This window comes from Nonomuraea sp. NPDC050310 (genome assembly GCF_040655795.1).
In the GTDB taxonomy this organism is placed as follows: Bacteria; Actinomycetota; Actinomycetes; order Streptosporangiales; family Streptosporangiaceae; genus Nonomuraea.
Map to the genome: position 1 here is coordinate 1 of NZ_JBFAKP010000012.1, position 12,978 is coordinate 12,978.

18 protein-coding genes are annotated in these 12,978 nt (G+C 70.0%); all 18 read right to left on the reverse strand.

The annotated features are described in order from the left end of the window. Positions 1 to 122: 122 nt before the first annotated feature. The 18 genes from AB0I67_RS25450 to AB0I67_RS25535 all read right to left on the reverse strand — a co-directional run bounded on the left by AB0I67_RS25450 (position 123) and on the right by AB0I67_RS25535 (position 12,969). A complete protein-coding gene (locus tag AB0I67_RS25450; RefSeq protein ID WP_357927925.1) occupies positions 123 to 380 on the reverse strand; it encodes a hypothetical protein in 258 nt (85 codons plus the stop codon). A 9-nt stretch (positions 381 to 389) separates the two neighbouring features. Then, positions 390 to 767 (reverse strand): hypothetical protein, encoded by a 378-nt coding sequence (locus AB0I67_RS25455; RefSeq protein ID WP_357927927.1) that lies wholly within the window; start codon positions 765 to 767, stop codon positions 390 to 392. After that, on the reverse strand, positions 764 to 1,522 hold the full coding sequence (locus AB0I67_RS25460) for an N-acetylmuramoyl-L-alanine amidase (protein ID WP_357927929.1): 759 nt from the start codon (positions 1,520 to 1,522) through the stop codon (positions 764 to 766). Before AB0I67_RS25460 ends, AB0I67_RS25455 begins: the two co-directional genes overlap by 4 nt. Positions 1,523 to 1,524: 2 nt before the next feature. Continuing rightward, positions 1,525 to 1,842: a hypothetical protein gene (locus tag AB0I67_RS25465; protein ID WP_357927931.1), complete on the reverse strand. Its 318-nt coding sequence runs from the start codon at positions 1,840 to 1,842 to the stop codon at positions 1,525 to 1,527. Then, complete coding sequence (locus tag AB0I67_RS25470) at positions 1,835 to 2,038, reverse strand: hypothetical protein (protein ID WP_357927933.1); 204 nt, start codon at positions 2,036 to 2,038, stop codon at positions 1,835 to 1,837. Before AB0I67_RS25470 ends, AB0I67_RS25465 begins: the two co-directional genes overlap by 8 nt. Further along, positions 2,035 to 2,325 (reverse strand): hypothetical protein, encoded by a 291-nt coding sequence (locus AB0I67_RS25475; RefSeq protein WP_357927935.1) that lies wholly within the window; start codon positions 2,323 to 2,325, stop codon positions 2,035 to 2,037. The genes AB0I67_RS25470 and AB0I67_RS25475 overlap by 4 nt, the downstream gene beginning before the upstream one ends. 108 nt (positions 2,326 to 2,433) lie before the next feature. Next, a complete protein-coding gene (locus AB0I67_RS25480; RefSeq protein WP_357927937.1) occupies positions 2,434 to 2,853 on the reverse strand; it encodes a hypothetical protein in 420 nt (139 codons plus the stop codon). 2 nt (positions 2,854 to 2,855) lie between these two features. Then, entirely contained in the window at positions 2,856 to 4,709 is a 1,854-nt protein-coding gene (locus tag AB0I67_RS25485; RefSeq protein WP_357927938.1) for a hypothetical protein, read from the reverse strand. Positions 4,710 to 4,726: 17 nt separating this feature from the next. Continuing rightward, on the reverse strand, positions 4,727 to 6,559 hold the full coding sequence (locus AB0I67_RS25490) for a hypothetical protein (RefSeq protein ID WP_357927940.1): 1,833 nt from the start codon (positions 6,557 to 6,559) through the stop codon (positions 4,727 to 4,729). Between the two features lie 80 nt (positions 6,560 to 6,639). After that, on the reverse strand, positions 6,640 to 7,071 hold the full coding sequence (locus AB0I67_RS25495; protein WP_357927941.1) for a hypothetical protein: 432 nt from the start codon (positions 7,069 to 7,071) through the stop codon (positions 6,640 to 6,642). 1 nt (position 7,072) lies between these two features. Next, positions 7,073 to 7,591 (reverse strand): hypothetical protein, encoded by a 519-nt coding sequence (locus tag AB0I67_RS25500; protein WP_357927943.1) that lies wholly within the window; start codon positions 7,589 to 7,591, stop codon positions 7,073 to 7,075. Next, on the reverse strand, positions 7,588 to 7,839 hold the full coding sequence (locus AB0I67_RS25505) for a hypothetical protein (RefSeq protein ID WP_357927945.1): 252 nt from the start codon (positions 7,837 to 7,839) through the stop codon (positions 7,588 to 7,590). The genes AB0I67_RS25500 and AB0I67_RS25505 overlap by 4 nt, the downstream gene beginning before the upstream one ends. Positions 7,840 to 7,849: 10 nt before the next feature. Continuing rightward, the gene (locus AB0I67_RS25510; RefSeq protein WP_357927946.1) at positions 7,850 to 11,053 is read right to left on the reverse strand and encodes a hypothetical protein; all 3,204 of its coding nucleotides are present in this window, start codon (positions 11,051 to 11,053) and stop codon (positions 7,850 to 7,852) included. A 26-nt stretch (positions 11,054 to 11,079) separates the two neighbouring features. Then, positions 11,080 to 11,208, reverse strand: coding sequence for a hypothetical protein (locus AB0I67_RS25515; RefSeq protein WP_357927948.1), 129 nt, complete (start codon positions 11,206 to 11,208; stop codon positions 11,080 to 11,082). Between the two features lie 71 nt (positions 11,209 to 11,279). Next, entirely contained in the window at positions 11,280 to 11,726 is a 447-nt protein-coding gene (locus AB0I67_RS25520; RefSeq protein ID WP_357927949.1) for a hypothetical protein, read from the reverse strand. Beyond that, positions 11,726 to 12,184: a hypothetical protein gene (locus AB0I67_RS25525; protein ID WP_357927950.1), complete on the reverse strand. Its 459-nt coding sequence runs from the start codon at positions 12,182 to 12,184 to the stop codon at positions 11,726 to 11,728. The genes AB0I67_RS25520 and AB0I67_RS25525 overlap by 1 nt, the downstream gene beginning before the upstream one ends. 12 nt (positions 12,185 to 12,196) lie before the next feature. Next, positions 12,197 to 12,616 carry a minor capsid protein gene (locus AB0I67_RS25530; protein WP_357927951.1) on the reverse strand — a complete coding sequence of 140 codons (420 nt, stop codon included), beginning with the start codon at positions 12,614 to 12,616 and terminating at the stop codon, positions 12,197 to 12,199. Next, positions 12,613 to 12,969 (reverse strand): hypothetical protein, encoded by a 357-nt coding sequence (locus tag AB0I67_RS25535; protein WP_357927953.1) that lies wholly within the window; start codon positions 12,967 to 12,969, stop codon positions 12,613 to 12,615. Before AB0I67_RS25535 ends, AB0I67_RS25530 begins: the two co-directional genes overlap by 4 nt. Between the last annotated feature and the right edge of the window lie 9 nt (positions 12,970 to 12,978).

Here is a 12,978-nt window from a genome sequence, read left to right on the forward strand (position 1 = left end):
TGCCGGGTCTGCGGTGGTGGCCCGCCCGGGGGGCTGCCCACCACAGGTGACGCTGCAGACGCCACGGCTCGCCCAGGTCCTGGTCCCCAACCGGGATCGCGCGGGGCGAGACGATCATCAGGTTACCGCTGGCCGACCGGCAGGTCGGGCCGGGCGGTGTGCTTGGCCCTGAAGCCGGCGAGCCACGCGAGGCCGGTCGGCAGGAGCGGGATGGTGAGGGCCTCCAGCCAGTCCGGCAGGATGGCGATGAGGCTGTGGTCGGCGTCGATCGCCTGCAGCACCGCGGTGCCCGCGACGGCGCCGAGGTAGGCGCCGACGCTCGCCCACTTCACCTTGGCCTCGACCGGCGGACGGCTGTATCGGACGGGCTCTCCGTGCATGATCTCCTCCTACGAGGTGGGGCTGGGGGACGGGGTCGGGACCTTGACGCAGTCGAAGCGGTTCAGCTTCGAGGCGCCCGGCTTGCCGGGCTTGCACTGGACGAGCTGGCCCTCGAAGGTCAGCTCGAAGCCGTGCGTCAGCGGGCGGACGAGCTTGTCGACTCCCGAGCGGGAGTACCAGGTGGTCTTCGACTCCGTGGACTTGCACGCGCCGGCCACGGACTTCGGCAGGTTCTTGCGCTCCAGGGCCCGCATGTACCCCGTCTTGTGGGAGACGCAGGCACCGTACGAGCTGGCCGGTTCCTTCCAGCCGGTCGAGGCGTAGACGATGCCTCCGCCCACGAACGGCACGCTGAAGATGACCAGCATGGCGAGGATCTTCTTCACGAGGGGTTCTCCTTGTCGAGGTTGGCCCAGCACCTGGCGTTCCAGTCCAGACCGGTACCGAGCTTGTGACGGGCCTTGAACGCGGCGACTAGGGCCATCAGGTCCGGGTCCTCCGCGGTGTAGGCGGTCGACGTCTGGTCGACCGCGCCGAGCGCCTTACGGATGCGGACGACGTACGGGGAGCTGTCGCCCGGCTGCAGTTCGGGGAAGCGCGTCGGCGCCGGCCTCGGCCGGTCGCCGCCCGGGCGGGGTGCGCCGCGGCGGATCCAGGCGTACAGCCGGTCGCCGGGACAGTCGGTCTTGTAGCCGTCGCGATGACCCTTGATCTCGTTGCCGGCGTCGCCGTGCGCACGCAGGAACTCGATCGCGTCCCGGATCCCGTGCAGCAGGCCGGGCGTGGGCACGGCGTACCCGCTGTTCCCGATCAGAGCCAAGATCGCGTAGTGCTGGCTGTTGAGGCCGGCCCCGTTCGCGGCGGGCAGGATGTGCGGGCCCCGGCCGATGAGCACCTGGCGGTGGCAGCAGGCCCCGACGGTGTAGCCGATGTCGGAGTAGACCTCGCCGCGGCCGCCGGCCATGTGCATGCGCTGGATGTCCCGCATCAGCTTCAAGCACCGGCCGTGGTCGTCGATGATGCGGACGTCGACGTGGCTGCCGGTGTAGTGGACCTTCACGCCACGGGTGTGCGCGAGGCGGTCGAGCCGGCGCGAGGGCGCTACGGCTCCCCACTCGGCGCGAGAGACGATGTCGGCCATGGTCAGCCTTCCTCGGTGTGCTTGCGGCGCTGGGCTCTCCAGGTCCGCAGGATGATGGCGAGCCGCCAGCTCAGGACGAGGGGCACGCATGCGAAGGCGATCATCCGGGCGGCGATGATCCACTCGATGTCCGGGAACCACACCCGAAGCGTCCACAACACGAGTACGGCGGCGAGTACGCCCTGAAAGGCGAAGACGTGACGACCCGCGCCCGTCTTCCACCACCGGGCCAGGAGCGCCTGGGCGACCACGCACGCCAGCGCGAGCACTGCCGACAAGATCAGCAGGGCGCTGCCGACCAGGAACCTCGGATCAGTCACGGGCACCTCCGAACGCGTCGTCGAGGATCGCCGCCCACCCGTTCGCCTCACGCATCGCCCGCAGCTTGCGACGGCGTCTGCGGGCCTGAGCGACCCGCTCCTGGGTCGAGGCGTATTCGCGCTGCGCGCGGAGCTTAGACTCGGCCGCCTGGCGGGCGGCCTGCTCTATGTCCGGCCGGTCTTCGGGTTGCGTCATCGCTGGACCTCGCTCTGGCGGGCTCTGATCTCGGCCAGCAGGACGTTCGCGACCTGGGTCCCCTCGGTGGCGGCTTCGAGTGCCGCCTTGGTCTCCTCGGCGTGAGCCTGGCGGGTCAGATCGTGGGCAGCCCGCTCGGTCTCGTAGAGCTTTCGCCAGGTCTCGGACTCCTTGGCCAGCCGGTCGATGTGCGGCTTGGCGGTGATCCAGCCCTTCACGAACAGGGCGAGGATCAGTCCGGCGAGTCCCGCGTTGAGCAGGAGGCCGATGATGTTCGGATCTTGCATCGGCACCTTCGCATGGGGAGGGAGGTAGCCGCCCGCCCCGCGCATCCTCCAAGGGAGGGACGGGCGGCCACGATCAGGGAGTCGGCCAGAGCGCCGTGGCGGGGTGGGTCAGAAGCTGCGCATCTGGCCGGACTCCTTCAGCTCGGCGATCAGCGCGGTCAGCGCGTTGTTGAGCGTGAAGATCATCAGGCGGAGGGTGGCGCTGTGATTCTGGTCGTAGGTGGCGGGCGCGGACGGGATGCTCACCACGCCGACTTCCACGGAGTCGGCTTGCGGGAACGGTGGGATCTCCACCAGGGGGATCATCGTCCCGGAGGAGTCGATCGCGACCAGGCGGCCGCTCTCGGCCCCGATCCACACGTCGCCCGGGCCGAGCTCGGACAGGTTGGGGCCGGGCGACGAGCGCAGGATCCAGCCCTGGGACGCTTCCTTGAGCGGCTGTCGGCGCTGCACCGAGCTCTGCGCGGTGGACGCTGCCGCCTGCACGGCGCGGATGGCTCGGGTCTGATCTGCCGGGAAGTCGTCCACGCCTAGATCACCTCCTGCGGGTCCAAGAAGATTTCGGCTTCGTCTCTGCCGTGGTCGCGGCTGACCGGGATGGTGCGCATGCCGAGGATCCGCCGCCGGGTGTCGAGGCCGGCGCCGCCGTTGATGCGTTTGAACCACTCGTCGGTGATGACGATGCGGCACACGTCCCCGACCAGGTTGGGCTTGATGGTGGGCTGCTCGCCGAGCAGCACGGTGATGGACAGGATCTGGGGCGCGCCGCCCGCGGTCGCGGCGAGCTGCTCGGCGACACCGTCCAGGATGTTCTTGTCGACGACGCCCGGCCGGTCGACGGTGCGGTCCATGCGCAGCCAGCGACCGGTTGCCAGGTGCGGCGATGAGTACGGGTCGCTGAGTAGCGGCGTCGCAGTGGTGGAGGCGTCCGTGCTGACGGAGTCACCGCGGGCCCGCCAGCGGGTGCCGCGCTGGAGCGGGGTCTGCTCGATCGAGTAGTCGAGCAGGTTGCCGCCGTTCGGGCTGTCGTTGAACTCGTGGCCGGCGTCCGGGTTGCCGAGCGGCGCCCCCCACCGCCAGTGCAGCTCCACCCCGCCGGTCCCGAGCACGGTGTCCAGGGTCCATTCGATACCGTCGACGCCCTCGGTGACGTCCTGGAGCGGTCGGCCATAGCTACCTTGGAACGGCTCGTAGGTGCGCGTCAGCGTCGAGCCGCTGCTGCCGGAGGCGAGGATGAGGCCCAGGTCGGCGTCCGGTTGGGTGGCCATGTGGGTGAGGGCCTGGCGGGCGATCTCGGCGCGGTCCATGCCGGTGTACGGTCCGAGCGTGTGCTCTAGGGCGACGAGGTCGGGGTAGCCGTCGAACGTCATCCCGGACAAGGTGAGCTCGGGGTGGGAGCGCCGCTGTTTGGTGATCTTCGAGCCGATGATCCAGTACCGGCCCCAGTGGTCGCCGGCCCGCCACACGTCACACACGATCGTCCCCGGCCCCAAGGTGAGGTCGGAGGCGTCGCGGGCGATCAGCTGGGCGACCAGGTCTCCGTCGTCCTCGTTGCTGATCGGGAACGAGGCGGAGAACGTTCCGGCGTTGATTTGGCCGCGCCGGTTGAGCTTCCGCTCGAAGGAGTCGACCCGCAGGCCTTTGAGGGTGCCGAGGAAGCTGCCGTCCAGCCTGCGGAATTCGTAGGTGTAGAGGGCGTCGCCGCGGCCGGGCGCATCCGCCGGGATGGGCGGCGTCTCGGGTTCGAGCGCCCCCGACGGCAGCGACAGGGTGATGCCGACCGTGATGGCGCCCGCGTCGGTGATGAAGTCCTTCGGCCCGGACGGCGAGCTGGAGGTGATGAGCTTGGAGGCCAGGATGGTGGCGGGCGACCCCGGCGCGCTGGCCGACCCGGAGCCGCTGGTGTGAAGCTGGTAGCCGGTCGGCGCCTGCCACGTCGCGGTCGTCTCGTAGGAGCCGCCCTCGTTGTAGGAGGCGGCGATCCAGCGCAGCTCCAGGTGAGTGGAGGCGGCCGGGGTGACGGACGGGGTGGTGGCGTGCCCGTCCTCGCCGATTCCCGCCGCGTAGATGGCCACGCGCGCGGCGACGCCGGGGGTGACGCCCGGTACGGCGGCGATCAGGACGCGGCCCAGACCGGAGTGGCCGAACGCGTAGCTGGCGGCACTGCCTGCGATACGCTGCCACAGGCGGGCCTTGAGCGCGCCGGTGATCTCGTCGGTGACGTCCACCACGGACGTCCATCCGGCTGCGGTCATCTCGGAGTGGTCGCCGCCGACCTGCAACGCCCACAGGCTGTCGGTGTCGAGGGTGCCCGGCGGGCGGGGCACGGTGATGGTGCCGCCGACTCCTGTGCCGTTCGACGTCTGGCGCACGCTGGCCGACATGGGCGCTCCCCTCTCGCTCAGTTCCAGGCGTCGCGGTAGAGGACTTCGGCCTGCGTCCCGCCGGAGGCCGCGGTGTATTCGATCTCTTGCGGCCCGCGGGCCAGAATCCAGTCCGGGACCGACACCGAGCCGGAAGAGCGCGAGCTGATCACGTTTGTGGAGCCGACGCGGGCACGCTCCAGATCGGTGTCGATCTCCAGCTCTTCGCCGTCGTCGAGGGTGAGGTTGAACTCCAAGACTCGGTTCAACGTCAGGTTGTGGATCTTGGGTGTTTCGACCGGGCCGGGGATGCGCAGCAGCGGCTTGGTGGCGGCGTTGCCCGCGTTGGTGACGTCGACGATGGTGTCGATAGGGACGGTCACGCCTGTGCTGTTGATGTTGTAGCGGCGCGGGTCGGCCAGCAGCCACTCGACCGCGATCTTCCCCCACCCGAGCCGGAGCAGCCGGTCGACCGGGATGTGCACCCGGCCGATCCGCGCCCGCATCAGGTACGGCGTCCCCAGATCGTTGACGACGAGGGGCCACTGGGTGGCGTCCTCCAGCAACGGGGTCGCGTTCTCCAGGGCGAGGACGATCTCCTCCACCTGGGCGCGCGGCGCCCGGATGTGGCCGGTGAGCACCACCTGCCGGTCGCGGGCGAGCGGCCGGCCCGGCGAAGAGCCGTGGTCGTTGGCCTTCGGGGCGTGGCCGGAGTCCGGGGTTTCCTTGCCGCGGAAGCCGTCCAGCCCGCCCGTGATGCGGTACGGCGTGCCCCGGCCGAGCACGAACCCGTTCCATTCAAGCTGGCCGGGCAGGCCGTCGAGCTGGTCGCCGGGCAGCACCGGGACGACGATGAGCGGCGCGGGCACTGCGACGGCCACCGCCACGTGCGGGAGGGTGACGTCGGCGTTGAACTCGGCGTCCACGTCCGGCAGCCACACGCTGGCGGCCGCGGCGACGGTGGCGGGGGCGGCCGACGCTGACGCCGACACGGCAGGGGCCGGCGTGCTCGCCGCGGCGGCGACGGTGGCCAGAGAGACGATGACGGCGTTGTCGGTGGTGACCGACGGGGCCGGGACACTGGCCGCGACCGCCACCGTGGCGGGCGTCGCCGAGGCGCCCGCCGACACCCCCGGCGCCGGGACCGTCGTGCTGGCCGCGACCGTGGCGGCCTCGGCGCTGGCGCCGGCGCTGACCGACGGAGCCGAGACCCCCGAGGCGACTTCGACGACGGACAGGTTGGCGCTGGCGTCCTCGCTGCCGGCGAGAATCTCCAGCGCCACCCACGCCCAGTCGGCGGCCGATGTGCCGGCCGCGTCCAGGTTGAAGGTGACGCCGGTCCCTGCGGTGGGGGTGTTGGCGGCCTTGATGGCCGCCAGGCCGTAGAAGCTGCTCTCGCCCGACATCGTCCAGGCCGACTCGTCATCGGTGGAGGTGGGCTGTCCCAGCGAGGCCAGATCCAGCGCGCCCACGATGCCGCGCGAGCCGTTGCCGGTGCTGGTGTAGGCGGCCACGTTGGCGTTGTTCGTCGTGGTCGACCCGGAGCCGTTGGCGCCGATCGGGTTGGACGGGTGCTGCCCGGTGATGACGTAGATCTTGAGGCCGCCGGTGGCGCTCGTCACCGTCACCGTGGTGTTCGTCAGCGCGGTCGGGTTGGGCGCGGTGTAGATGCGGACGCCGGCGGTGCTGGCGTGCTGCTTGCGCAGCGTCCACGTCCTGGCGGTGCCGCTGTTGCTGATCGACGGGCTGGAGGCTCCGGCCATCAGCACGGCGACGAGCAGACTCCCGGCGGGGGGAGAGAAGGCGGTCGTGGTGATACTGCCATCGCCGGTGGCCACAGCGGGGGTGGACGCGTGGGGCGCGATCGGCATGCCCGCCTCCTTTCGTCGTCGGGAGTGCGGGCATGAAAAAGCCGCCCGGAGGCGGCATCGGCGTGCGGGTCGAGCTGGGCCTACGGGGTGCAGTCCACCGTGAGCAGACCGTTGGCGTGCGGCGAGACCAGGAGCGTTCCGTCCGAGGTGTTGTAGGTGGTGCCCAGATCGATACCCAGGATCAGGGCGAGCCCGGCCAGCGCGGCCGCGTACATGTCGATCTTCGCCACGCCGGTCAGCGTCGAGCTTGGCCACGACACCGCGTCCGAGCTGTACCTGAGCACGCCCGCGCCCGGGAGGCTGAGGGCGGTGCCGGTGATGGCCTTGCCACCCGACGCGTAGCCCGTGCCCGTGATCTCGTTGGTTGAGCTGTAGGCCGAGTCGGCGTTGTAGTCCTGCGTCTTCGAGCTGGTGTAGAGGGCGACCTTGTGGTCCTCGCGGTCGAGGTCCAGCGCGAGCTGGGTCGTGTCGAGCACATCCTGGAGGGTGCTGACGTACAGGCCGGACGGCATCTCAGTTCCCCTTCCCGGTACGGGCCTTCGCGGTCGCCGTCACCGCGGGGGCGTCCACGTCGGCGCTGCCGTCCTCGACCACGACGGGCGACGGCTGCGGTGTCCCGAACAGCTCGCGCAGCGGCGCCGCCTCCGCCTCCAGCACGGGCAACTCCTCGCGCATCCCGGCCAGGCGTGCCTGGAGCTGCGCGCGCAGGTCGGCGTCCTCGCGCCCGTCGTCATCCAGGATCTGGCCGGCCAGCCGCTCCTCCAAGGCCGGGATCTGCGTGAGCAGCTTGGCGATCCGCCGCTCCCTGCGCAGCCACGTCCTGGTCTCGTTGATGTGGTTGGCGGCGTCCTGCTTGCGCTGCTTGGCGGCGGCGATCGTCTGCGGATCGCCGTCCTCCAGCGCGTCCCGGTAGGCCTGCTTGGCCGCCTGCAGCTCCAGCTCGATGGGCTCCAGTGCTTCGGCCATGGCCAGCTGCTCGCGCAGCTCCCGCACGCTCGGCTGCGCTGTCTGCAGCTCGAAACCGTTGTTCACCGTTCCTCCGTTGCGATCGGCCGCCACTGCACGCGCAGATGGGGCAGGAAAATTTCGGCGTCCTGGCCGGTCCACCGCTCCTGCACCAGGTGGCCGAGCTGATCCACCGTCAGCTTCACCGGGCGGCCGGTCGCGTCGCGGTAGCCGAGCACCAGGTCGCGGGTGGATGGACGGCCCAGGCCACGTTCGGCGAGACGGCGTCTCAGATCGTTCAGGTCGGCCTGGCTGGCGGGCTTGATCACAGACATGCGGCGCCTCCTACCGTTGCAGCACCGCGAGCTCGTAGCCCATCTCGCGCCGCATCGTGATGATGTCGTCAACGTCGCGGACGACCGGGTTGATGATGTTGACCGTTGTGCCGGCCGGTGCGGTGGCGCCTGGCGCCGCCGCGGTGGCATTTTGCGGGTCGACCGCCTGGCGGCCGCCACGGCCACCCGGCAACGAGCCGGCGAGCATCCCGGCCAGCCCCTCCTCGGCATGGCCGGCCAAAGAGCCGGCGACGGAGCTCATCGCGCCGAGTACTGTCCCGGCCGAGGACGTGATGCCGTTGGCCAGACCGGCCATGGTCTGGGCGCCGATCGCCGCGAACACCTGGCTGGGCGACTTGATCTTCAACTCTTTCTTGATCGCCTTCACGAGTGCGTCGACGATCTTCTGCATGACCTTGTCGAGCTTGGCGAGGCTCTCCTCCAAGCCGCGGATGTAGCCCTCGCCGGCCTTCTTGCCGACGCCGAGCATCGCGCCGGCGCCGGTCTCGCCGAGCTTCTGCGACATGGTGTTGATCTGCTTCTGGGCCTTATTGATCGCTTTGATCTCGGACCCGTCGGCGCCGACCAGCATTTCGGCCAGTGAGGAGCCGCCCTCGACACCGGCGTTGATGATCTGCTGGAGGGTGGTCTTGTTCAGGCCCTTCCTGGCCAGCTCCTGGATGTTGCGGGCGAAGTTCTGGATCTGCTGGGCGCGGGACTGGAGGCTGCTGGAGAAGTCGCCGGACTGCAGCTCCTCGTCGGTCAGGCCCGTGATGGAGGCCCATTCGCGTGCGTCGCCAGCGAGCGTCTTGGCCATCTCCCGGGCCTCGGCCAGCTTCTTGACGATGTCGTCGCGCTGCTTGGCCAGGGCGAGCAGCGAGTCGTTCCCCTTGGTGACGAACGCCACCAGGCCGTCGGCGACATCGGGGCGGGACTCGAACGCCTTCTTGATGTCGTCGACCATCTTCTTGACCGTGTCGACGGCCGAGGACTGGGCGTCGCGCAGGCCCTTCACGAGGCCGGCCACGGTCCACTTACCGATCTCGGCGAAGACCTTGGACGGGCTGCTGATCCCGAGCAGGTTCTTGGCGGCCTCGATCGCGCCGTCGACCACGCCCTTGGCGGCGTCGACCACGGCCGAGGCCATGTTCTTGATGCCGTTGATGAGGCCGTTGACGAGGTCCTTGCCCGCCTGGATGAGGAGGTTGCCCAGGTTGCCGATCCCCGTGAGGATCTTGTCGGGCACGCCCTTGATCCAGTCGATCAGCTCATTCCACTTACGGATCGCCCATTCCTTGGCGTTGCCGAACCACTCGGCGATCTTGTCGGGCAGCTTGCCGAGGTTGGAGACCAGCCAGCTGATCGCGCCGGCGATCGCCTCGATGATCCCGCCGGCGAGCTTGACGAACCAGGTGATCACGTCCGTGATCACGCCCACGATCTTCGTGAAGATCGGGATGACCGCGCTGGTGATCTGCCCGACCAGCTTGGCCAGCCAGGTGATGATCGGGATGATCGCGTCCACGATCTCCATCAGCGGGTCGAGGATCGGCAGCACCGCCGCGATCAGCTCGGTGAAGACGCCGGCCAGCTCGGTGACGATCGGCATCAGCGCGTTGATCAGCTCGACCAGCACCGGCATGATCGCCTCGATCAGCGGCGAGAACGCGCCGATGATCTTCGCGATGATCTCGATGATCGGCGTGAACACCGGGAGCAGGCTCGCTGCCGCCTGCACGACCATGACGAGCAGCGGGGCGATCGCCTGCAGGGCCTGGCCGAGCGCCTGGCCGAGGGTGGTGGCCACCTGCTGCAGCACCGGCATGAGCGGCATCAGCGCCTGGACCAGCGTGCCCAGCGCCTGAACCAGGATCTGCCCGATCTGCGCGGCGACCTGGGTGACGAGTTGGACGATCGGCATGAACACCGGGACCAGCGCGGCGATCACCTGGGCGATCTGGACGAGCAGCGGGGCGACGGCCTGGACCGCCTGGACCAGGACCCCGCCGAGTACCTGGGCGAGCTCGCTGATCGGGCCGAGCAGCGGGGTGAACGCGTCGGCCAGGATCGTGACGACCTTGACGAGCGCGCCGCCGAGCGCGGCCACGAGCTGCCCGATGATCGGCAGCAGCGGAGCGATCGCCGGCAGCAGCGCGCTGATCAGCTGCGCGGCGAGCTGAGCGATCGGCGGCAGCAGCGGAGCGATCGCGGTGATCAGCTGACCGAAGCCGGTGGCGATCTGCCCGATCGCCGGGGTGATCGCGGTCAGCGCCTGGGACAGCGCACCCACGAGGACCTCGGCAACCTGGGCCAGCACCGGCAGCAGCGCCGAGGCGAGCGTGGCGGCCAGCTGCAGGATCGGCGGAAGCAGCGGCATCAGCGCGGCGATGAACTGCGCGAACGACGTGATGATCGGGCCGATCACCGGCGCCAGCGCGGTCAGCGCGGCGCCGAGCGACTGCGACAGCGCGGTAGCGATGGTCTGCAGCCCGGCGAACAGCGGACCGACCAGTACGGCGGCGAACTGCACGAACGCCGCGAGCAGTGGGCCGAGCGCCTGGAGCAGCCCGCCGATCCCGGTGGCCAGCTGCGCGAGGAACCCGGAGTTCGCTGCGAACGCCGCGCTGATCGGTTCCAGGAACCCGGCCAGCTGCCCGCCCAACTGGCCCATCACCCCGGCCAGCTGGGTCAGCATCGGCGCCGTCGCCGCGACGATGCCCTGTACGGCGGGCAGGAGCGGGCCGAGCATCGCCTGGGCGCCGGCGGTGAACTGGCCGATGAGCGGGGCGATCTGCCCGAACATCTGCTGCAGCGCCGGCGCGATGGTCGAGGAGAAGGTCTTCTTGACCTCGCCGGCCATCGCGATGAGCGGGCCCTGCAGAACGGTCGCGGACTTGGCCAGGTCCGACTTCACGGACTCGCCCAGGCTCGCGAACGCGGACTTGACCGCCTGGGCCTCCATCGCCGCGGTGATGCCGATCTTGGCGATCGCCGCGGTGACCTTGATGAAGCCGCCGGCGAGGCCGGCCGCGACACCGACGCCGGCGACGCCCAGGCCCATGAGCGCGCCGCCGGACACGAGCGCGGCACCAGAGATGGCGCCGGTCTTCCTGGCCACACCGCCCAGCGCGGCCTGGGTGCCGTCGAGCGTCTTGCGGAAGGCCGAGTCATCGGCCGTGATGTAGGCGACCAGTTCACCGATCGTGAGAGCCACGGGAGCGTCACCTCCCGGGGATCACGTCAAAGGGTGTCGATGTAGGAAGCGGCGGCCTCGCCGTGCAGCTCGATCGGCTCACGCGCGACGGCGTTGGCGTACCGCGAGGACGCCGACAGCCCGTACAGCAGGGTGGTGAACTCGCTGAACGGCATGTCGGCGAGCTCGGTGCGGGTGACCCCGTACTCGCGGCGGAAGTCCGCGACGATCAGCCCCCAGTGCCGCTTTAGCGGGCCGAGCCCGCCCGCCTGGCGGCTTTTCCCGCCCTGGCCTGCTCAGCAGCCTCTACGGCCGCGGTGAGCTCGCGAACCTCGGCGTGGGCCTGACGGAAGGTGATCGGCTTCTTCATCGCGTGGGAGACCGACCAGGCCAGCAGCACCTGGAACTCCTCCAGCTCCATGCCGTTTTCCTTCCACGTCTCCACGACGTCAGCGCCGTAGAAGTCGTTGAGGATGGCGGCGATGTCCTCGGTCTTCGTGGAGGCCTGCAGCTTCTCGGCTCGTTCCGCGAACCGGACCGTGAGCCCGGTGGGGACGGGCACGGTGATGCCGCGGATGATCTCCGTTCGCGGTTTCGCCGCCCCGGAGACGTCGGCCCAGAAGTCGTCCCAGGACTCCTGGCTCTCTTCCTGCTCGTCGTAGTCGTGCTCGAGGTCGGGCTTGATCTCGGTCATCACACCACCGCCGCGGTGGTCGTCTTGCCGGACTTGGTGACGGTGCAGGACCACGAGGTCTTGTCGTTGGTCTCGCCGCCCTGCTCGCCCAGCGAGAACGTGCAGGTCCAGATCCGCCACGTCGTGCTGAACGGGTGACGGAAACGGACCCGGCCGAGGCTGTCGTAGCCGACCTTGTCCTCCCCGCACATCGCCTCCATGCGGGCGCGGCCGGGCGGCAGCGCGCCGGTGAGGTCGTCCATGAGGACCAGGCCCTCGCACTCGATGCTGGCGCCGCGCTGCATGATCTCCTGCTCGTAGGCGCCGTCGCTGTCGTAGTCGGTGACCTCGGCGGTCTCCTCGTTCTCGCCGGGGTTCACGTTGAAGTTCTGAAGTCGCTCCACGGCCAGCCAGGTGTCCGGGGTGGCGTCCTCGACCTGGAAGATCATGTCTCGCGCGTTGATACGCCGCTGCGTCACGGCAGCCTCCAATCAGGGTCTGTTCGGGGTGGATCGCTGGATGTCGAGGCCGACGTTCACCGTCCAGCGCGGCCGCCGGTTGGCGTCGGCCGGCATCGGGATGGGCCCGCCCTGCAGCCCGATCGCGAGCTCCAGGAAGGTGCCGCCCGCCAGGGGCCGGTAGTCGAGGCCGTGCAGGGTGTCGTAGACCGCCTGGGCGCGGTCCTCGGTCGCGTTCTCCTCGTCGGCCGGCCCGCGGATCATGATCTGCAGGTTCACCCGCTCGTACGGCTGGGCCGAGCTCGCCTCGGCTCCCGGGTAGCGGGTGACGACCAGGCACGTGTCCGGCTCCGGGGGGCTGGCACGCAGGTAGATGTCGCCGCCCGGCCCGTCCTGGTAGTCGCCCAGGCCGAGCTCGGCCAGGAGCCGGCCGAACTCCTGCAGCAGGTTCATCCCAGCTCCTGGCCGAGCTCGGCGGCGATGAGTCTGCGCAGCTCGTCCCGCTCGGTGTTGAACGGCCGCTCCAGGTACTTCGAGCGCTCGCCTGCCTCGTGCTCCAGGTCGGGGTCCTCGTGCTGCCAGACCGCCCACTCGGTGTCGTAGGAGACGGCGGCGCGCAGCTGTGAGGCGTCGGAGGAGACGGTGCCCGACTCCTTCAGCGCGAGCGTCTCGGTCGGCACCAGTTCCTGGGAGGCGTCGTAGAGGTGTTCGGCCGCGCGCTCCAGGCCGCGCATGGTGGCGGCCCGCGAGCGGGCCTTGGCCAGCCCGCCCTTCCACTTCAGGTCCATGCGGATGCGAGCTACCACGGGCACCTC